This window comes from Paraliobacillus salinarum (genome assembly GCF_014083865.1).
Taxonomy (GTDB): domain Bacteria; phylum Bacillota; class Bacilli; order Bacillales; family Amphibacillaceae; genus Paraliobacillus; species Paraliobacillus salinarum.
This window is the reverse complement of record NZ_JACEFA010000017.1, coordinates 23,431-43,995: the sequence shown is the minus strand read 5'-3', so window position 1 is coordinate 43,995 and position 20,565 is coordinate 23,431. Positions and strand designations below refer to the sequence as shown.

Genomic DNA, 20,565 nt, shown 5'->3' with positions numbered 1-20,565 from the left:
TATTTTCCAATATTTATGTATAATTAGAGATATGTAAAGTAAAAGCATCTTACTAATTGGAGGGGAATAATGAAAAAGTTACTGTTGATACTTATAGCGTTGATCTCAGTTATCATTTTCACAGGTTGCCAAAGTGATATTACAAAGTTAGTATATGAACCACTTTCGGATGAAGAGCAACATTTATTTCTTCTTACAGAAAACAACATCAACATGTATGAAATAAAAAACCTGCCAAGTGATAAAAAATATGAGATATTACTCACTTATGAACAATATGAAGGAAAAGAAAAAGTAGAGGAAGAAATATTTTATGGTGTAAGGGATGATAAGACAGGAAAAAAAGACGAGGATCTTGTGCTTAGTTTAAATTATCAAGACAATAAGATACGCCTTCTTTCTAACGCAACGTCTTCTGGTTATGATCTAGAGGAAGATTTAAAACGATATTCACGAGCAGCGCTTTCAAAAGAAATCAATCTTGAACTTGGAAAGTCATATTACATGTATTATGCCTCTACATATAATAAATATAATGGATCTGACTACGTACTAGGTACTCCCGTCACAAAAGAACTGACAAACAAATTATTAGAAGATAACGCTTCTACTATTTTTGTAAAGATTTCCTTCAATGAACTATAATTAACACCTTTCACACAAAAAAGGAAACAGGATGTCCGATGGATGGGTATCCTGAATTTTTTATTGTGAAAGACATTAATTATTATTTGTCTCATTTGGAGATGTAGGTACACGAAGATTTGTTTTTTTAGCCGGTGGTTTTCCATATACTTTATTTGTAATTTTCGGAGCATATTCAAACAACACCATGCCTAGAAAAGCAGCAGCTACAATGTAAATCCCACTTAGAATTTGCGTCACACCTGTTGCTACATTGGCTATAACGACAGAGAATTCTCCTCTAGCACATAGAGATAGTCCTGCACGGAGAGATACTCTTTTGGACAAACCGTACCATCTTCCACCAATAACTCCTACAAGTATTTTGGCAATCATCGACCACACGAGTAAGGCTAGTAAGAGTAGTGGCATCGGAAAGCCTTCTCCTAATTCAATTGATGTTCCAAACGATAAGAAAAAGGTTGGTAGTAATAGATTACGAACAGGTACAACCGCATGCTCTACACGCTCGATTTTCCCCATCTCTGCAAGCATCATACCAGCTAAAAATGCACCCAACACTTCTGATAAACCTAATAGAAGAGCTAAACCACCAAAAGTAATCGCAATCCCTACTAATAATGTAATTTTAAAATCTTCATCTTCAATTTTTGCTAATAATTTTTCAAACTTCTTAAATACAGTTTTTCCAAGTAATATCGCTAATCCAATTAGTCCAACTACCTTCAATAAAATCCACATTAAATCAGTAGCTGCAAATGAACCACCACCCGCTTGCAAGCCAATTAGTACCGCAATAATTATCGGTGCAACTAAATCTTCGAAAATAAGAATTGCCAGCATAAACTCGGTTTCCGCGTTGGCCATTCTATTTTTATCATCTAATAATTTAGCTGTAATCGATGAACTTGTTGCATAGGCAACGCCACCAACAAGAAAAGATTCAAAGAACCCCATACCAAAGCCGAGCGCAATGAACGTTGCAACTCCCATTGATAACCCAACATCTAATAAACCTGTCGGCCAAATTTTTTTCGCAATATTTCCTAAACGTTTTAAACTAAACTCCAGTCCTAAAAGAAAGAACAACAGAACAATTCCAATTTCACTTGCGAAGTGTAGTAATTCATTGTGTGTTAAGAAATCTGCTAATAAAACACCAAATACAATGTAGAGAATAACACTTGGGAAATTTATTTTTATACTAAGAAAACCTAAATAAAATATTCCAAGTAAAATGATTCCCGCTACTAACAAAGAAGGTAAATCATGCAGCAATGTTTACACATCCTCTCCTTTACATACCGCTTCTAGAGTAGCAATCTGATCTTTCTTTCCAATTGCCATTAACACATCCCCGGGTTCTAATACTCGATCCGCATCCGGAATTGCTACCATTTCATCCCCTTGAACAATCCCGATAATTGTTGTACCTGTTTTATTTCTAACTTCTGAATCTTCAATGGTTTGATAAGCGATAGAGGATTTGCTTGTTAGTGTAATGTAATCAATCACAATTTGCTTTTTAAACATTTTCAACTGGTTCGCATTTACCGGCTGATATGTTGCGCCTAAGAGTTGTGCTCCTAGCTCCCTTGTTTCATCAGCAGTTAGATCCATTGCAAAATCCGCTTCATCACTATCCGCATCATCAAAAAAATACAACTCACGCTTTCCAGTGTGATGAACAATAAGGACTAACATACTATCTTCGGCAGTTTGCAGCATAATCTTTTGACCAATTCCTGGTAATTGAGAAACAGACACGTTCATTTTAGTCACCCTACTTTCTTATTGAATTTAAGTAATTTCACTCACATTATGTATATCATTTCTAGTATATGTATGAACCGATTTTTAGTAAAATAAAAAAGCTAGATAAATCTAGCTCTTCTATTTATTCGCCTAAATGTTCTCTAATTGTAGCCGCAACACCTTCAAGAGCTTGTTCTTCATCAGAACCATCAACTGTGATTGTGATTTCAGCACCTTTAGGTACGCCTAATGACATAACACCCATGATAGATTTAAGGTTTACTGCTTTGCCATTATAGTGTAGCTCTACATGTGATTCAAATTGTCCAGCTTTGTTTACTAACAATGTAGCTGGTCTTGCATGAATACCTGTATCATCTGTAATAGTGAATTTTTGTTCTTTCATCGTTCACCCTCCATTCCTCGTCATATGTATGATTACTCACACTAATGTATCATACTTTCGTTATCATTAGTTGTGAATTGACTAACTAAACACATTATATACGAAAACACAAGAAGAATAAAGAAAAAAGACTAAACTTTTGAAACGATTTCATTTTATGTTTCTATAAATAAAATAATAACATTTGTATTCAAAAAATGATTGTGATACGTTATTATTAAGTTGTCCAACCTCATCAAGTTTTTGCCTATATATTTAGGTTATAAACTTATTATTCATGGTAAAGGACTACAATCTAAATTCATAGGAGGATACAAAATGAGTGTACATATTGGAGCGAAACAAGGAGAAATTGCTGACAAAATTTTATTACCAGGTGACCCACTACGTGCAAAGTACATTGCTGAAACATTTTTAGAGGATGTAACTTGTTACAACGAAGTGAGAGGAATGTATGGCTACACTGGGACTTACAAAGGCGAAAGAGTTTCTGTACAAGGTACTGGAATGGGTGTTCCTTCTATTTCTATTTATGTAAACGAATTAATCCAAAGCTACGATGTAAAAAAATTGATTCGTGTGGGTACTTGTGGCGCCATTCAAAAAGATGTAAAAGTGCGTGATGTTATTTTAGCTTCTACTTCTACTACTGATTCTCAAATGAATCGTGTAACTTTTGGTAACATTGATTACGCACCAACAGCAAACTTTGAACTACTTAAAAACGCTTATGATGTTGGAACAGAAAAAGGATTAAACCTTCGTGTAGGTAATGTCTTTACTAGTGACTCATTCTATCGTGATAATGCTTCAGAACTACATGAATTATTAGCAAAATATAACGTATTAGCAATTGAAATGGAAACAAGCGCTTTATATACGTTAGCAGCTAAATACGATCGTCAAGCTTTATCTGTACTAACTGTATCTGACCATATTCTAACTGGTGAGGAAACAACTTCAGAAGAGAGACAAACAACATTCAATGATATGATGGTTGTTGCACTTGACGCAGCAATTAAATAAATTTATTAAAGTAAGCCCTATATATCTTGGGCTTATTTTTTTCGCCCTAATGTTAACCTAATTCATTAACTAGTTGACACTAAGGAGAGTTTCTTTTATCATTCCTTTCAGGAGGGATAATTATGAAAAAAATATCCACAATAGAATTAACTTATGGTGCAATTTTTATCTGTTTAATGACGATTGGAGCTAATATAGCTGTTTGGTTTCCATTTTTAGCAATACCAATCGGTGGCGTCTCTGTACCCTTGTCATTACAAACATTCTTTGCCATTTGCGCTGGACTTTTTCTAGGTAAAAAACTAGCCTTACTTTCTTTATCCGCATATACGTTAATTGGGATTGCAGGTGTACCTGTTTTTGCTAATATGCGTGCTGGACTTTTTACTTTATTTGATTATACTGGTGGATTTCTTTTAAGCTTTATTTTTGTTGCATTTGTTACTGGATGGTTAGCTGAAAAGCAAGCAGCATTTAAAATAACAAACAGTTTTTTTATAGCTGTTATAGGTGTTGCAATAAATTATCTGATCGGCGTTAATTATATGTACATTGCAATGAACACTTGGTTGGGTCTAACTATCTCCTACCCCACTGCTTGGTTAAGCATGACTCCTTTCTTAATCAAAGATGGAATCATGGCAGTCTTTGCAGCAATCCTACTTGTTCATATGATGCGTCGACTACCTAATACTATGTTTCTGAATAATAGCCAAAAAATATAGACCTGTTCTCTATAGTGTAGACAGGCTATTTCATGCGAAGCTTTTTCTTTCTCTTATTCACTGTGTTATAATAAAAAAAAATATTTTTTAGGAAATCATATCTTTAAACAGAAAGAGAAAGGATGAACGTCGTTTGAGTTTGTTTGAAAACTTCCCGCTTTGGGCAGGACTTATTTCTATTGTATTTGCTCAATTAGTAAAAATACCAATTCACCTCATTGCAATGAGAGAGTTTAAACCAGGGTTAGCATTTAGTACAGGTGGAATGCCTAGTAGTCACTCTGCCGCTGTAGCTGCCGTTACAACTGGTATTGCAATAGAGCACGGCGTTGACTCCGGACTGTTTGCTGTTTCGTTTATCTTCAGTCTTATTATTATGTTTGATGCTACTGGTATTAGACGACAAGCAGGAGAACAGGCGATTATCTTAAATATGCTCGTAAAAGATTTTAATTACTTTATTGAAGAAGCAAAAGTCTGGTCTAAAAAAGAAGAATACCAAAAGAAAGAAGAGCTAAAGGAATTACTGGGACATCAGCCGATAGAAGTGTTCTTTGGTGGATTAACAGGGATTATTCTTGCCTTAACCATATTTCCTTACTTTTAATTTTCAGATAGTAAAGAAAGCTAACAACCTATATAGGATGTTAGCTTTCTTTTATTTGATCTCTAAATACTTGCAATGCTTCTGTCTCATTTAATTGCGATAGAACTTCTTCTGTTAATGTCCCATCACCTTTTTTAATGACGTAAACGGTCGTTTCTTTTTTACCCCAATTTTTGTACACATCAGGAACAGTGGGATAATACAAATCAATTTTATCCCCTTTAATTGCGCCACCTTTATCTGCAACAACACCATATCCATAATCAGGAATAAACAAAATCGTTCCAATAGGAAAAATAGATAAGTCTGCTGCAATTGTTGAATACAGATCTCTAGTCACTTGCACACCAGAGTAAGTGATCCCATATGCAGGGTGATCTGGCGTTTTCCCTGTTGACTCTACTCCTGCTGTATAACCAGTTGCCATGACTGTATGTGTTGGATAGGAAGTTAAGTTAATTACATCCTCCAAACGAGCAGGGGATTCTGGTTGTGCAATTGATGGAGCACTTTGCTTTTTTGTTTTCGTCTTCACTTGATTATCGACTAATTGTAATGTTTTACTAGGTTGTATATCTACTTTATGTTCGTTAACAACTTCTGTATGATCAAATCCAGTTATCATCTCTTCTAGTGACATGTTTGTCGCAACAACAAACGTAGAGTAACAAGCGGCTAGAAAAAGAATACTCATACAAAATCGCTTTAACCATAACATATATACTTACACCTCTTTCTGGGTGTAAGCATGTCCTATCTGATAGAAAAATATACATTCTATTGCTTTATTGCTATTTTTTCCGCTTCCACAACATAGGGAAACCACCAATTTGATGTAGTACTCGGTTTTCATTAATCCGCTTTAATAAAACAGCTTCTTTTCCAAAAACCTTTCTATTATTGTACAAGACACCGATTGCATCGCTTTTTCCTAGCGAAGCAATTAAACCGTGCTCTTTATAGTGAAAGGAAAGTAATTCATTCGACTTTCCTTTGATTAATCTTTCTAAATTTTTGGCACACACTTTTCCTTGCTGAATAGCTATTTGTGCAGTAGACGAGGTAATTTGATTATGATCTGTGGAGCTAATTGTTGTACAATCGCCTAAAACAAAAACATTATCTCTATTAGGCGCACGCAACTCATCTGACACTTCAACACTGCCATCCACATGTTCCAAATCAGATTGTTCAATTAAATGATTCGATCTAACACCTGCTGTCCAAATAAAAATGGATGTTGGAATCTCTTCTGTTAGTCCATTCTTCTCCACAACAACATAATCGGTGTGAACACTCTTTACTGCCATCCCCAAATAAAATGTTACACCTTTATTTTCTAATACTTGCATCGCATATTCGCCCAATTCCAAATCAAATCCTGGCATAACGGACTGTTCTTTTTCGATAGAAAGTATCTCTATATTCTGTTCATCCAATTGAAATTTTTCCAACAAAGACGGTAATTGATCAGTCAATTCACCTAAATATTCCACTCCAGTAAATCCACCACCACCAACTACAATAGAAAAAGGGGTCTGTTTGTCTGCCCTCCTATAAGTAGTGAGCTTCTTTTCCAATTCTTTTCTTAAAAAACCTGCCTGATATACACTGTTAATCGTATACGCATGTGTTTTTATACCGGGAATATTAAATGTTTCTGTTTCAAATCCTAAAGCAACAACAAGATAATCATATGTTAAATCGCCATGTTTTTTTAATGACACGCGCTGCTCTTCTGATTTTATATGAGTTACGGTATCCACAATAAAATCAATTCGATCTGTATCAATGACAGATTCAATCGGAATTTTCACTTGATGATCTGGCAATGTTCCAACTGCATTTTCATGTAGCCAAGTCGTCTGATAATGATAAGCATGTTTATTAATTAACTTTATTGTTGCATCCGTTTTATCTAACTTCTTCTGCAACATTATCGCTGTCGTAATACCAGCGTATCCTGCGCCTAATATTAATATTGTCGGTTTCCCCATACGCTCACTTCCATCCTTTGATTTGTGAAGTTCATACATTCACAAAAATGGTCACAAAATTGTACTATTTATCTCTAAATCAATCTTAGGTGCTTTTTTATTATTTTTCAAGCAATCTTTTATATACTAACTACAACAGTACTACTTTTAGTTAAAAATATGTTAAAATGTTGGTTATCTACTTATTCAAGCGTTAATATAGGAGGAAATTCAAATGAGCGAAAACAATGTTTATGATATAACCATCATTGGCGCTGGACCAACCGGATTATTTACAGCTTTTTACGGCGGTCTAAGACAAGCCAGTGTTAAAATAATTGAAAGCCTACCACATATTGGAGGGCAGTTAAGTGCCTTGTATCCTGAAAAATACATTTATGATGTCGCAGGATTCCCAAAAGTTAGAGCACAGGATCTTGTAAATAATTTAAAAGAACAATTAGATATGTTTGATCCTACGATTGCATTGAACCAAGAAATACAAGAAGTCGAGCGCCTAGAAGACGGTACATTTCAATTAACAACAGATTCAGATGTACACTATACAAAAACGGTCATTATTACAGCTGGGAACGGTGCATTTCAACCACGTAAGTTAGCTTTAAAGGAAGCGGAAGCATATGAAAGTCGCAACTTACATTATTTTGTTGATAATATGATGCAATTCAAAGATAAGCGTGTTGTATTATTTGGTGGTGGTGACTCTGCAGTTGATTGGGCATTAATGCTAGAGCCAATCGCAAAAGAAGTAACGCTTGTACACCGTCGCGACAAATTCCGGGCGCATGAGCATAGTGTAGAACAATTAATGAATTCAAACGTCCGAGTATTAACGCCTTATGTACCTGAAGCATTTGTTGGTGCAGATCATATTGAACAAGTAAAAGTGAGTGAAGTAAAAGGAGAGAATGTGGTTACGATTGATGTTGATGACGTTATTGTAAATTATGGATTTATCTCCTCTTTAGGTCCGATTAAAGGTTGGGGCATGGAGATTGAGAAAAATAGTATCGTGGTCAATACAAAAATGGAAACATCTGTTGAAGGTATATATGCAGCTGGAGATATAACTACCTATCCTGGAAAAGTCAACTTAATTGCCACTGGATTTGGTGAAGGGCCTACCGCAATTAATAATGCGAAGGCATATATCGAACCAGATGCGCGTGTCCAACCGAAGCACTCAACCAGTATGTTTGAGTAAATTTATTTGGGTTATACGAATGTATAGAAAAAGAGAAGTCGCTAATTATTTGGCAACTTCTCTTTTTGCTTTCAATGATGAGGAGCAAGCACAGAATACATGTTAATTTAGGTAATTCCAATTATATTTTTATCTTGTATTTCATTTTTAATGATGTCAGTAATCGTATCATTGTATCCTAAACAGTTTATATAATTTATGAATTGCATATTTGACTCAGATACAGAAATTTTAAATACTTGAGAAAAACACTTATTGAAGTCTTCATTTACAGAACAATAAAATGCTTTGAATTTTTCCATACCATATTTCAATATGAGATATTCTACAAATGCACCAGCAATAGGATAAGTCACTAAATCACTGTATTTATAAAAATTTTTATTTATAACTAAGTCTTCTACTTTTACATATAAACCATGATCAATAAAATACTTTATCCACATATACTGAGGTATTCCTAAAGAAACTTTGTCAAAAAACATTGCCAGCCCTTCCCTTAAAAAGGTTTGAGGTGGCACTGATAGTTTATATGAAATCAAATGAGCATCTTCATGAAATCCTATACATTTTACTTCCGAATTGTAGACGGCAAATACTTCATTTGGTTCTTTCGCACAACCATTGCAAGGTTCGTTGTCACCAAATAATTCACCCACTTCTGTAGGTGTCTCACACAAGAAGTAATGTATTTTTTGTTTCATTTCAACATTTAAACAATTAGAAATAACATCATAGCAGTTTTCTTGTATGTTTATTATCTCCTCTATATCCTTTTCTGCAAGTGACCCAATGTGATAATGAAATATATAATGATTACTTTCCTTTTTTGTCCACGCCATCATATATCCCTTCATTCCTTTTAAATTTGTATTCTCTGCTCGTTAATACAAGAGCATATTTTTTAAATTAATAAGTAGTTGTTATTTAAAATGCTCTAAAATTGACAGAAGACAGAGAAGTTAAAGATGTTAATGAAAGATCTAATCCAAATTTAATAATTCCGAAATAATGTCTGCACTTCCTGGGGAAAACATAAATATTGAGAACCCAATACATAGAAGTCCCACAATTATTAAGCTGATTCTTTTATCCCCACTTAGCCCTTTAACAACTAAAAATACCCCTGCAAATAATATTAAAAAATACCAAAACCCCATAACATCACCCTTTTCTGTCAGATTGTCTTAACGCATTGTTACCACCATTAGTTTATGTGATAGCACCCACCACTGGTTAAATTTATTCATTCTTGTCAATTAATTTGTTTCTTAGTTCATCTCTAATTTCTTTTAGATATTGATTTCTTTGTTTCATTAATTTAATGACATAAATAACAACACCGATGATTAATATCGGGACTATAAAAGTCGCTAATGTAATTAATAATTGAAATAATACAATAATCTCAACCTACACAACAGCTCCCTTATGAAATTAGTCTAAAAAACACTGTTACCATAATATCTAGAAATTTTAAATTAGTACTTTTTAAAATAGACCGTTAACGCGAATAAAACTCCATAAAACAATGAGATCCACAATGAGTAAAACCCGTAACTTAGGTCAAATAACATATTTATGCCAAATAGAGGTGTTATAAAGGTTAGGTAGAAAGGAAAATGTATTGAGGCGATTGCATCTAATATTCCATTTCCAATCATAGCGTGTTCAAATGTTGTGATGCCAAATACAATGACTCCTGATATAATCCCGAATATTGAAAAAACTCTTAATATCTTACCTTCTTTTTTCGAGTACACGAGTAACAAGACTATAAAGAGTATCGTTACTAGTAAGTTGAATATGCTAATAGTCGAATCAGGATGTTTGATTGATGGGATCAAGTTTATTATAAAAGCCAACAAGTACGAACCAATTAGCAATAGATTTTTCACAATAATCCTCCACGTATCAAATTTTTTTATTTCGGATTGCCACTTTAATTTACATTCAACTTCTACCATTAGAAAAGTTTGTTGAAGTAAAGTAGTTTACTTATTTTCAATAGCCCAGTAAATTTCATTGTCTTTTATGTCAGTCTGTTTTAATCCTGCTTTTTCTAATACACGTATAGAAGCTTGATTTTCATTTGAACAGCTTGCTGTTATTTTTTTAACTTTTGGGTGTTTCAACCCCCACCGAACCATCGCAACAGCCATCTCAGTAGCAAATCTATTACCTTGATACTTTGGTAGAATGCTGTATCCTAAATCCATTTCTCCATTTTCGTCTGGGCCACCTTTAAAACCTAAATCACCAATAATCACATTATCTCCGGTATGAACAATAATACCCTCCCACTCATTCTCTTCTGGATATTGACTGAATCTTTCTATTTTATATGGAAGTAATTCTTTATAAACTTCCATAGGGTACTCTGGAGGAACATTAAAAGTTGTTATTTTTTCTAATTCTTTATTGCTGAGTAACGCTGCTCGCATCATCTCAATCGTGAAAGTAACTAGCGTTAATCTATCTGTTTTGACATAGGGCATATTCCCACACCTCTTCTATACTAAATTTATTGCCAACTTTGCAAGATTAACTTTTCTAATTTTTGTTATCATCATGCTCAACTTGTTCTATCTTCTGCTTACTGCCATCTTCTCTAATATAGAAAACTTCATTATCTTGTTTTGGACTAATTGCATACCAAAACCTTTTATCATTTTCAAATTCCATAATTATCCCTTGCTCTTCGCCTACAAATACTTCAGTTATTGCATTATTATAAATAAGCCCAGAATAAATATAGGGCGGCTGATTCATAGCAGTCCATTTAACAGGAGAATCCCATTTGTTTCCGGTTGTTTGTTTCCATTCCCATTTTTTATCTTGTTTTTTGAAATAGGCTATGAATATTTGTTCTCCCCGCTCATTTTGTTCATTAAATATAGCAATTGCATCATCTTCATTAACGACATTTAACTTGGTATAAACAAGAGAATACGAATAATTCTCTTCTCCCTCATGCATTTCTTCCATCTCTTCATGAAAAAACTCTTCAAAAGTTTGCTCTTTTACACATCCAGTTAGAAAAACGATTAAAAACAAAAATCCAATGGTCAATTTTCTTTTCATTTTACTTCCCCTATTCTGTAATGTATTTTCTCTAACTTGTGATAATAAATCTAAAGAATAGTCAAGTATGATGGATCCTAATTACATCTCTTGCTTTATCCACTAATTTCAATGCAATTGGCAACTTAGGTATTCAGTTCTTCTTAAATCACTTTTTTCAAAAGAAATAGTTTGATGCACAAATTCAATCTAGCGCAATATGTGATAAAAGAGCACCGATAGAGTTAGAACTATCATTTAGAGGAAATTCGTTACTTGAATTAGATTTTTAATTGCCTTTAAATTCATTAGCAAGAATTGAATAGAATTGAGTAGAATTGAGTATCTCGAAACTCTCCTTTAATAAATTCATTTTGGCGTAATGTACCTTCATATCTCATACCTAATTTCTTCATCACTTTTTGAGAACCTATATTATCAATATCACATCTGCCTTCTATCCGATTAGCAGATAGCTCCGTAAAACCATATTCAATGATTTTATCTAATGCTTCTGTTACAATCCCTTTCTCCCAATATTGTTCTGATAAAAAATATCCAACTTCAATACTTTGATGTTTATTACTCCACTCAATTATTGCAGCAACTCCAATTACTTTTTTAGATTCTTTCCAAACAATTCCCCATTCACCTGTTTCACCGTGAGCATATCCATTGATAACAGCTTCCAAAAATTGAAGTGTTGTTTCTTTCGTCTTATTGGTTTCCCAAGTCATAGGACCTGCAACATTTGGATTAGAACAAAATTCATAAACATCATCTAAGTCATCAAAAGATAACTTTCTTAAAATTAAACGTTCAGTTTCAAATTCAGGCATATTCTTTAAAAAATTTTCAAAGCTCATACTTTAGCCCCCATAGAAATGTATCTTTGTTCAACTCTTCTGTCCCGTTAGTTCACCAACAATCATTTACAATCCTTAAATCTATCCTAACATAAATATCCAATTTTTTGTTAGAAATAGTTAAATTTCACAACGTATTCAAAACAACCATAAAAAAATAAGCACCTACAAGAGTAAGTGCTTATTATCTATCGTATTTTGATTACCTTCTGTTGTACTTCCGGCAGAAGATTTTGCAGTTACAACTGAACTTTAAATGCTCCGCTCCTCATTGACTTAGCACTCCCCTGGTGTACCTTCACGTTCTTTTGCTTTAAACGATGAGCCACAACCACATGATACAATGGCATTTGGATTATCAATCGTAAACCCGCCACCCATCATGTTTTGTTTGAAATCAATGGTTGTGCCTTCGATAATTGGAATGTCCTGTTTAAAGATCGTAACGGGGATTCCGTTAATTTCTTCTTTTGCATCTAGTTCTTCATTCACATCGTAATCAAAACCTAACGAATAGGACAAACCACTGCATCCGCCGCCTTTTACACCAAAGCGTAAACGAACCGTTTCTTGATCTTCTTCTTTCATCATTTCTTCTATTTGAGCGCGAGCATTATCAGTAATTATTAAAGCCATTAAAATTCCTCCTTCACATACCATTTCCAATTTTCAGTATACAAGGATTTGTTTTACGCTTCAACTTTACGGATTATAATGTGTTTTAAGTTTCCTTCGATAATGTAAAACCCTTAATAGATCATGTGTTTATTTTTCGCATATTAGAAACGGGAATGTACTGTCGCTTATTTTTAGGATTAGATTTATTCGCCAGCAATAGCTACCATTAAATTACTCAAAATACTTTGTATAAGATGATTTTTATGCACATTAACATGTAAACTTTGATATTAAGGAAATTTGTTATTAAACAAAAGATAAGAAAGAGGTAATATATGGTACAATAGAACGTAGGTACTCATTCGACAACTACATCAATAGGATAGGGTGGTTGGTGTTATCCCTAAAGGGGGTGATGCCATGACGACTTTCCAAGCTTTGACGCTTATGATCTCATTTGCTACGATGATCATCGCGCTTATCGCTGTCGTTGTTGCTGTTTTTAACGCAAAAAAATAGCCCCCTATTCTGCACAAATGGGTAAGGGCTATTTTCTGGTAAAGCACTAGATAACGCCAATCCCCTATTCAAAGAATGGGTATCTAGGGACCGTAGTTAGCGCTACGGTCTTTTTTACTATACTTTTCTTATTACTTATTATACCACATTTTCACGAAAAATTAACCAGTTATTTTACACATGCGATTCGCTAGCATACATGATTAAAAGCAATTAGAGTAAAATGTACCTTCAATCGTCTTTTCTGCAGGCCCTCTCATCCAAACACGATTATCTTCTGACCAACAGATGAATAAATCACCACCGCTTAAATGAACAGTAACTTCTTGTCCTTTTGGTGCGTAGTTATTTTTAATTGCTGCAACTGTCGCAGCACAAGCACCTGTCCCACATGCCTGCGTCACACCAGATCCTCTTTCCCACACTCGGAAATGCATTTCAGTTGGACTTATCATTTCAACAAATTCAACATTCACACCCTCTGGAAAACGATGGTCAACGGTAATTACTGGTCCTAGATCATACAATGGTGCTTTTTCAATATCATCAACAAAAAACACTGCATGCGGATTTCCCATTGATACAGCAGTTAATTGCATCGGATGATGACTTACATCAAATGCCTCCGCAACCACTTCATTATCGCCCTCACCATCCATTGGTATTGCTTGACGATTAAATCGTGGCGCACCCATATCAACAGTTACCCCATTAACACATTCTTTCGTGCCATGGACTTCAGCTGTCACATTCCCTGCTTTTGTTTCGATTGTAAACATTTTTTCTTGTACTAGCTCATTTTCATAAGCATATTTTGCAACACACCGAATCCCATTCCCACAGGTTTTTCCTTCTGATCCGTCCTTATTAAAAATCCGCATGCCTACAGATGCAACCTCACTTGGTTGAATTAAAATTAATCCATCCGAACCAATTCCTGTATTAGGATTTGCTACTTCTATTGCTAACGAAGATAACTTGTCTTCTTCGATCGTTAATTCAAACAAATTAAGATAAATATAACTATTACCTAAACCATGCATTTTTGTAAAAGGTATGTTCATATTAGCCTCCGAATTAGTAATTTCTTTTTAAATTTAGTATTAAAAACTTACAGAATTCCCGTCTAAAACCACCCAATAGTCGCAGGTATTCATTTTTATAAAAATGATAGTGTGGGCTTGCAATAATTCTGAAACCCACACTATTACGTTTTACTCCACTATATTTCGAACAAACAAATGTTTATTTCTATATACAATCACGGAAACGATAGCAAGCATCACTCCTGAAACCAGAAAAACACTTCTAACTCCAACCAAGTCAGCCAATATTCCCATAATAAGAGATGCAACTCCGAATATGCCTGTTGATATAGCTCCTAAGGATGTATAAACTGTTGTTAATTTTTTCTTTGGAACACTGGTCTGGATTATTGCTTGCAAAGGAATTGCCCTTATTTGTTCAGAAATGCCAATTCCAAGAGAAAGTACTAAAGCTATAATTGGAACGCTAGTAACGCCGAACAGAATTGTCACCACAAAACTAAATAAGGTACTAATTAAAATTAGTTTACTTAGATTTTTCTCTACCACAGTAGAATATTTTATACAATATATACTTCCAACTATTAACCCTAAAAAGAACGAGCCGTTAATAAAACCCCACCACTCTTCGCCAACTTGTAGTGCATCATTGACAAACACATATAAAATAGCAGCAATCCAAACGGTTCCAGCTACGGTTTCTAACACCTCCATTACCGCTATTTTTCGTAATACAGGAGTAGATAATAAGTCGTTCCAACCCTTTTTAATCTGAATCAATTTGCCTTTTTGTGATTCTTTCTGTTGGTCAACACTTTCAAGGAAACACAACAAAACACTTGATACTACAAACAGAATGCTCACGATCCAAACAATTTGTTGTGGACTCGTCAGTACCAAAAATAAACTCCCTACAAACCACATAACTGTCTGAATAAGCTGTAATACTGTTTCGGATAGTCCGTTTGCTTGTACTAGCTTATCAGGATTAACATATTGCGGTATCATTGAATGCATTATTGGCTTAGCACATCCGTCAAGCAATGCAACACCAGATATTATTAAGAATATCAAATGATAGTTTGTTCCCGACAATCCAGTTAAAAATAATCCTAATACAACCATCAGGATTGTTTTTCCTAATTGTGAACCTGCCAATAACCATTTCAAGTTCACTCTTTCAATCAATAAAGGCGTTAATAAATTGGACACAAACATTGATGTTGTTATAGTAAATGGTACAAAAGACGATGCTGTGGCAGATCCTGTTAAACCAAAAATCGCACTAATAATACCTACCATATAGAGGACGTCACCAATATTTGCAAGTGACTGTCCCGTTAGTAATAGTGAAAAGCTTCTATTCATTTTTATATCCCCCAAATTAAAATTTTTCGCGTATAAAAATGAGGGTTTTTTAAATTGGACTAATCATCTTATATGGCTCCTTAACTCAAACAGATAAACCCTGGGGGATATAGGTTTATCAATATTTTTTAATTAGTTGCAAAGACATTATTGTTTTTTTATAAATGAGGTTGTTACATTATTTAATTAAGTTGTTCTTGAATCGCTTGGTAGACTTTTTGAATTCGAATAACTCCTTCATCTACTAATGTATCGTTTACTACAACTGCGGGATAAAATAATTCATCACGTTTGATTTGTTCAATCCAATGCTGATGCTCTTCTGCATTTTCTTCATTAAAAATATCAATATACGTATAAACAATTTGATTCGCATCAATAAACTTTCTATCTACAGCGGCTTGTAACCAATCGAACGTTTCCTTTGAGCTAGGCGCATTCACACAACTTGCACATAACTGCTCTGCACCATAAACGATTAGCTGAATCAATTGTATCCCTCCACTTCAATCAATAATCTAATCCCTTTATTAATTCTATTTTACAAAACTTTTCGAGAAAGTTAAAATAATTCTTGAAAATGACGTGATCTTACGCATAGATTTTTTTCAAAAAAATGATATACTAATAAAAGATGATAGAAAGGGGAAGATGGATGATGCAAGAGCAAGTGCAAGAAGTATTAAATAAATTACGTCCATTCTTACTGCGTGATGGCGGCGATGTTGAGCTAGTAGATGTTGATGAAGGCATTGTACGTCTTCGTTTAATGGGAGCATGCGGAAACTGCCCAAGTTCAACGATTACACTTAAAGCAGGGATCGAACGCGCACTTATGGCTGAAGTTCCAGGCGTTACTGAAATTGAACAAGTATTTTAAATGATATAAATGCATATGTAAAAGCGACACGTTTACTAATCGTGTCGTTTTTTTAATTTTTAACGAAATGTTGTCAGAGTGTTAATAAAATTGTGTTTTTTCGATCATTTGCAGTAGACAATAGGGCATTGGTGATCGAATAATATCGTGTTTCGATCATTAGCAATGGAAAAATTGAGGCTTTTGTTCGAATCACATCTTATTTCGGTCATTAGCAGCAAAAGAATAGACGCTTTTGTTCGAATTACACCTTATTTCAGTCATTAACAACAAAAAAATAGACGCTTTTGTTCGAATAACACCTTATTTCAGTCATTAGCAACAAAAAAACAGACGCTTTTGTTCGAATAACTCTACATTTCATTCACTCACATCGAAAAACATCTCTCGATTGTACGATAAAACTAATTTTCCCATCATTCGAGAACAAAACACTAGCAAATACGTCTGTTAAACATTATTCACTAGATATATCCCAATAAAAAAAGATGATGACGTGAAAATCACGCCACCACCTCTAATAGTAAACCTATTATTATATTTCTTTTACAGTTACACCGTTATTTTCCACTTGCAACGGTAGCCAGTGAAAAGTGGGATAGGCATTTTTCCATTGTTCTAGCTTCTGATTAATGACCGCTTCATTTGCCAATGCAATCATGGTTGGACCGGCTCCACTTAAAAATGCGCCATAAACATCTTCTTTTACAAGCTCCATTAATGCATCATAATGAGGAATTAACGCTTTTCTGTATGGCTGATGGAAACGATCCTTCTCCATCATTTCACCGAGCAACGACCAATTTCCTTGACAGATTGCAGCCACACTAACATTTGCCACACTACTAGCTTGTACACTTTCCTTATAAGAAAATGTTGCTGGTAGGACAGACCTTGCTTCCGATGTTTTTAATTCAAAAGAAGGAATCATCGCTAAAAAAGTCAGATCATGTATCGGAACATGAATCCAATTTAATTGATTATCATAATGTCCAATGACACATCCACCTAGTATAGAAGGAGCAACATTATCAGGGTGTCCTTCAACCACTGTAGCAATCTCTAATTTCTGTTCTGTAGTTAAAGATAGGTTCAACAACACATTTGCTAGTTCAATTCCAGCAACAATAGCGGTAGCGCTACTTCCTAATCCTCTAGCTAAAGGTATATCACTTGTCATTTTCACCCTACATGCTGGTACTTCATCATATCCAAATTGGTTAGCTACTTGATAAGCAATTTCGTATATTAAATTCGACTTACCTGACGGAAGATCATCCATCCCATCAGAAAGAGGAATGAACTCCCATTCCTCAGATAATTCGGCTTCTAAGGTTAAATATAAATTTAACGCTACACCAATTGAATCAAAGCCAGCACCCAAATTCGCAGTGGTTGCTGGCACATGGATCACCCAACTCATACAGATACACTACCTAAAATTTCTTTCATTACTGTCTCTTCTTCATTTGGAAGAACAATTGGTTTTATTTCGCTATAATCAATCGCAGTATTCGGATCTTTTAACCCATTACCTGTCAGCACACAAACTACTTTTGAACCTTTTTTCACTTTACCTTGTTCTAGTGCTTTGAATAAACCTGCTACTGATGCATTAGATGCTGGTTCAGCAAATATTCCTTCATTTGATGCCATCCATTGATAAGCTTCAATCATCTGTTCATCCGTTATTTCATCAATGGTTCCTCCAGATTCATCACGTGCTGCCACCGCTTGTTTCCAGCTAGCCGGATTACCAATTCGAATCGCTGTACCGACTGTTTCAGGATTTTCAAAAACGCGGTCATGTACAATTGCGGCTGCACCACTTGCTTCATACCCCATCATTTTCGGTAAGCCCGTATGTTTATGTTCATTGTATTCTTTAAAACCTTTCCAATAAGCTGTAATATTTCCTGCATTACCTACTGGAATAAATAAATATTCGGGCGCACTACCTAATACGTCACATATTTCAAATGCTGCTGTTTTCTGTCCATCAATTCGGTGTGGATTTACAGAATTAACTAATGTAATACCATCTTGTTCGCCTAATTTGCGAACAATGCGTAATGCATCGTCAAAGTTCCCTTTAATGGAGTAAATTTCTGCCCCATACATCACTGCTTGCGCTAGTTTCCCTTGTGCGATTTTACCTTCAGGAATAACAATGATACAACGTAAGCCTGCACGTGCAGCAAAAGCAGCTGCTGATGCAGATGTATTTCCAGTTGATGCACAAATAACAGCTTCTGTGCCAGCTTCAATTGCTTTTGCCATCGCCATTACCATACCACGGTCTTTAAATGAGCCAGTGGGATTAATACCTTCTACCTTGGCGTATGCTTCTACATCATATTTTTTTGATAAGTTATCCAACTTGATTAAGGGTGTATTCCCTTCGTGTAGTGTAAGTAATGGTGTATTTTCTCCTACAGGTAAATAGGATTGATAATGTTTTAGTAATCCTTCCCAAGCCATTTCTTATTCCTCCCCGTCTACTCGATAATGGCTAATTAAACGTTTAACGACACCTAAGCCTTCTAATTTTGCCATACTCATTAATAATTGCTCTCTACTAATCTTGTGCGTAACCATTACTATTTCAGCAGTTTTCTCTTGATCCCCTGGTAATTGAAGTATTTTAGCGAAACTAACTTCATGCTCAGAGAAAATATTCGTGATTTCTTGGAATGCACCAGCCTGATCATCTACATCTAAGCGAATAAAATGTCGCGAATATTTTTCTTTATCTTCTTTTAATTGACGATCAAATTGCGGATCTATATGGGCACTCCCACTAATACCTAAGCGGATGTTTTTCACTACTTCCATTAAATCTGATACTACTGCTGTTGCTGTAGGTAAGCTTCCTGCTCCTGGTCCATAAAACATTGTTTCGCCAACTGCTTCACCATACACATATACTGCATTAAATTCATTTTTCACAAGTGCTAGTGGGTGATCTTTAGGTAATAAAGTTGGTTCTACTGTCACCTCTGCCTTTCCATGATTCATTGAAGCAATTCCGATTAATTTAATCGTATAACCAAGGCTATCCGCGAAACTAATGTCTTCTTGTGTAATGTTTCGTATACCCGAAACATCGACATCTTCTAAATGAAGCTCCATTTTAAAAGCTAAATTAGCAAGCAATGTCATTTTTCTTGCAGCATCTAACCCATCTACATCAGCGGTTGGATCGGCTTCTGCAAAACCTAAATCTTGCGCTTCCTTTAATACTTCCTCATACGCGAGTCCTTCATCAGCCATTTTTGTCATCATATAGTTTGTTGTTCCATTGACAATACCCATTATTTTTTGAATATGGTCAGATGCCAAACCATCTGATAAGGAGCGAAGAATAGGAATCCCACCAGCTACACTTGCATCATAAAGGATATCGCAGTTATTCTTCTTTGCTAAGCGTAACAACTTTTGTCCGTGTACAGCCATCAAATCTTTATTTGCTGTGACAATATGCTTTTTATTCTCTAATGCTCGCTCTAATAATTTATTGGTATCTTCAATTCCACCCATGACTTCAATAATGACATCAATCGCTTCGTCATCAACAAGTTCGGCTGGATCACTAGTTAGCCAATCTCGTTTAATCACAACATCTCGTTTCTTCTCCATATTGTTCACAAGTACTTTAGTAATCTCTATTTCACAACCAAGCTTATGTTTAATATGTTCTTTATGGTCTTGTAGGATTTTAACTACACCCGTTCCAACTGTTCCTAGACCACATAAACCGACATGAATTTTTTCCACAAAGAACGCCTCCCCCTGTTCACTTTAAAAACACATTTGTTTATCTATAGTGGACATTATACC

23 protein-coding genes are annotated in these 20,565 nt (G+C 34.9%); 7 read left to right on the top strand and 16 right to left on the bottom strand.

The window, feature by feature from the left end; all coding sequences use genetic code 11:
- Window positions 1–69 precede the first annotated feature (69 nt).
- Window positions 70–645, top strand: a complete 576-nt coding sequence (locus HP569_RS12905; protein WP_182201585.1) for a hypothetical protein — start codon at window positions 70–72, stop codon at window positions 643–645.
- Window positions 646–720: 75 nt separating this feature from the next.
- Here HP569_RS12905 and HP569_RS12900 read toward each other — a convergent pair whose 3' ends face one another.
- The 3 genes from HP569_RS12900 to HP569_RS12890 form a co-directional block, all read right to left on the bottom strand.
- Complete coding sequence (locus HP569_RS12900; RefSeq protein ID WP_182201584.1) at window positions 721–1,923, bottom strand: cation:proton antiporter; 1,203 nt, start codon at window positions 1,921–1,923, stop codon at window positions 721–723.
- Between the two features lie 3 nt (window positions 1,924–1,926).
- Complete coding sequence (locus HP569_RS12895) at window positions 1,927–2,418, bottom strand: cation:proton antiporter regulatory subunit (RefSeq protein ID WP_182201583.1); 492 nt, start codon at window positions 2,416–2,418, stop codon at window positions 1,927–1,929.
- 124 nt (window positions 2,419–2,542) lie between these two features.
- Complete coding sequence (locus tag HP569_RS12890; protein WP_182201582.1) at window positions 2,543–2,806, bottom strand: phosphocarrier protein HPr; 264 nt, start codon at window positions 2,804–2,806, stop codon at window positions 2,543–2,545.
- A gap of 318 nt (window positions 2,807–3,124) precedes the next feature.
- Between HP569_RS12890 and deoD the strand changes: the two genes are divergently transcribed.
- The 3 genes from deoD (at window position 3,125) to HP569_RS12875 (ending at window position 5,164) form a co-directional block, all read left to right on the top strand.
- Complete coding sequence (gene deoD / locus HP569_RS12885) at window positions 3,125–3,832, top strand: purine-nucleoside phosphorylase (protein WP_182201581.1); 708 nt, start codon at window positions 3,125–3,127, stop codon at window positions 3,830–3,832.
- Between the two features lie 122 nt (window positions 3,833–3,954).
- Window positions 3,955–4,557, top strand: a complete 603-nt coding sequence (locus HP569_RS12880; RefSeq protein ID WP_182201580.1) for a biotin transporter BioY — start codon at window positions 3,955–3,957, stop codon at window positions 4,555–4,557.
- A 133-nt stretch (window positions 4,558–4,690) separates the two neighbouring features.
- Entirely contained in the window at window positions 4,691–5,164 is a 474-nt protein-coding gene (locus HP569_RS12875) for a divergent PAP2 family protein (protein ID WP_182201579.1), read from the top strand.
- A gap of 40 nt (window positions 5,165–5,204) precedes the next feature.
- Here the strand turns inward: HP569_RS12875 and HP569_RS12870 are convergent, their stop codons facing one another.
- Window positions 5,205–5,882 (bottom strand): 3D domain-containing protein, encoded by a 678-nt coding sequence (locus HP569_RS12870; RefSeq protein ID WP_182201578.1) that lies wholly within the window; start codon window positions 5,880–5,882, stop codon window positions 5,205–5,207.
- 73 nt (window positions 5,883–5,955) lie between these two features.
- Window positions 5,956–7,161 carry an NAD(P)/FAD-dependent oxidoreductase gene (locus HP569_RS12865; protein WP_182201577.1) on the bottom strand — a complete coding sequence of 402 codons (1,206 nt, stop codon included), beginning with the start codon at window positions 7,159–7,161 and terminating at the stop codon, window positions 5,956–5,958.
- A 214-nt stretch (window positions 7,162–7,375) separates the two neighbouring features.
- Here HP569_RS12865 and HP569_RS12860 point away from each other — a divergent pair, with 214 nt between their 5' ends.
- Entirely contained in the window at window positions 7,376–8,365 is a 990-nt protein-coding gene (locus HP569_RS12860; protein ID WP_182201576.1) for an NAD(P)/FAD-dependent oxidoreductase, read from the top strand.
- A gap of 107 nt (window positions 8,366–8,472) precedes the next feature.
- Here HP569_RS12860 and HP569_RS12855 read toward each other — a convergent pair whose 3' ends face one another.
- The 5 genes from HP569_RS12855 to HP569_RS12835 form a co-directional block, all read right to left on the bottom strand.
- Window positions 8,473–9,207, bottom strand: a complete 735-nt coding sequence (locus HP569_RS12855) for a hypothetical protein (RefSeq protein WP_182201575.1) — start codon at window positions 9,205–9,207, stop codon at window positions 8,473–8,475.
- A gap of 1,152 nt (window positions 9,208–10,359) precedes the next feature.
- Window positions 10,360–10,863, bottom strand: coding sequence for a GNAT family N-acetyltransferase (locus HP569_RS12850; RefSeq protein ID WP_182201574.1), 504 nt, complete (start codon window positions 10,861–10,863; stop codon window positions 10,360–10,362).
- A gap of 55 nt (window positions 10,864–10,918) precedes the next feature.
- The gene (locus HP569_RS12845; protein ID WP_182201573.1) at window positions 10,919–11,449 is read right to left on the bottom strand and encodes a hypothetical protein; all 531 of its coding nucleotides are present in this window, start codon (window positions 11,447–11,449) and stop codon (window positions 10,919–10,921) included.
- Between the two features lie 287 nt (window positions 11,450–11,736).
- Entirely contained in the window at window positions 11,737–12,294 is a 558-nt protein-coding gene (locus HP569_RS12840; RefSeq protein WP_182201572.1) for a GNAT family N-acetyltransferase, read from the bottom strand.
- 276 nt (window positions 12,295–12,570) lie between these two features.
- Entirely contained in the window at window positions 12,571–12,930 is a 360-nt protein-coding gene (locus HP569_RS12835) for a HesB/IscA family protein (RefSeq protein ID WP_182201571.1), read from the bottom strand.
- A gap of 402 nt (window positions 12,931–13,332) precedes the next feature.
- Between HP569_RS12835 and HP569_RS14375 the strand changes: the two genes are divergently transcribed.
- Window positions 13,333–13,431: a putative holin-like toxin gene (locus HP569_RS14375; RefSeq protein ID WP_220464471.1), complete on the top strand. Its 99-nt coding sequence runs from the start codon at window positions 13,333–13,335 to the stop codon at window positions 13,429–13,431.
- 203 nt (window positions 13,432–13,634) lie between these two features.
- On the opposite strand, the gene dapF is transcribed toward HP569_RS14375, so the two are convergent.
- From dapF to HP569_RS12820, 3 genes are all read right to left on the bottom strand, one after another.
- Complete coding sequence (gene dapF / locus HP569_RS12830) at window positions 13,635–14,495, bottom strand: diaminopimelate epimerase (RefSeq protein ID WP_182201570.1); 861 nt, start codon at window positions 14,493–14,495, stop codon at window positions 13,635–13,637.
- Window positions 14,496–14,645: 150 nt separating this feature from the next.
- Window positions 14,646–15,845 (bottom strand): MFS transporter, encoded by a 1,200-nt coding sequence (locus tag HP569_RS12825; RefSeq protein ID WP_343051129.1) that lies wholly within the window; start codon window positions 15,843–15,845, stop codon window positions 14,646–14,648.
- A 182-nt stretch (window positions 15,846–16,027) separates the two neighbouring features.
- On the bottom strand, window positions 16,028–16,336 hold the full coding sequence (locus HP569_RS12820; protein ID WP_246367231.1) for a DUF1462 family protein: 309 nt from the start codon (window positions 16,334–16,336) through the stop codon (window positions 16,028–16,030).
- Window positions 16,337–16,479: 143 nt separating this feature from the next.
- Between HP569_RS12820 and HP569_RS12815 the strand changes: the two genes are divergently transcribed.
- Window positions 16,480–16,725, top strand: a complete 246-nt coding sequence (locus HP569_RS12815; RefSeq protein WP_246367228.1) for a NifU family protein — start codon at window positions 16,480–16,482, stop codon at window positions 16,723–16,725.
- Window positions 16,726–17,260: 535 nt separating this feature from the next.
- Here HP569_RS12815 and thrB read toward each other — a convergent pair.
- Genes thrB through HP569_RS12800 form a run of 3 tightly spaced genes read right to left on the bottom strand, consistent with a single transcriptional unit; the run spans window position 17,261 to window position 20,502 of the window.
- Window positions 17,261–18,148 carry a homoserine kinase gene (gene thrB / locus HP569_RS12810; protein WP_182201569.1) on the bottom strand — a complete coding sequence of 296 codons (888 nt, stop codon included), beginning with the start codon at window positions 18,146–18,148 and terminating at the stop codon, window positions 17,261–17,263.
- Window positions 18,145–19,206 carry a threonine synthase gene (gene thrC / locus HP569_RS12805; protein ID WP_182201568.1) on the bottom strand — a complete coding sequence of 354 codons (1,062 nt, stop codon included), beginning with the start codon at window positions 19,204–19,206 and terminating at the stop codon, window positions 18,145–18,147. The genes thrB and thrC overlap by 4 nt, the downstream gene beginning before the upstream one ends.
- 3 nt (window positions 19,207–19,209) lie before the next feature.
- Window positions 19,210–20,502, bottom strand: coding sequence for a homoserine dehydrogenase (locus tag HP569_RS12800; RefSeq protein ID WP_182201567.1), 1,293 nt, complete (start codon window positions 20,500–20,502; stop codon window positions 19,210–19,212).
- Window positions 20,503–20,565 lie beyond the last annotated feature (63 nt).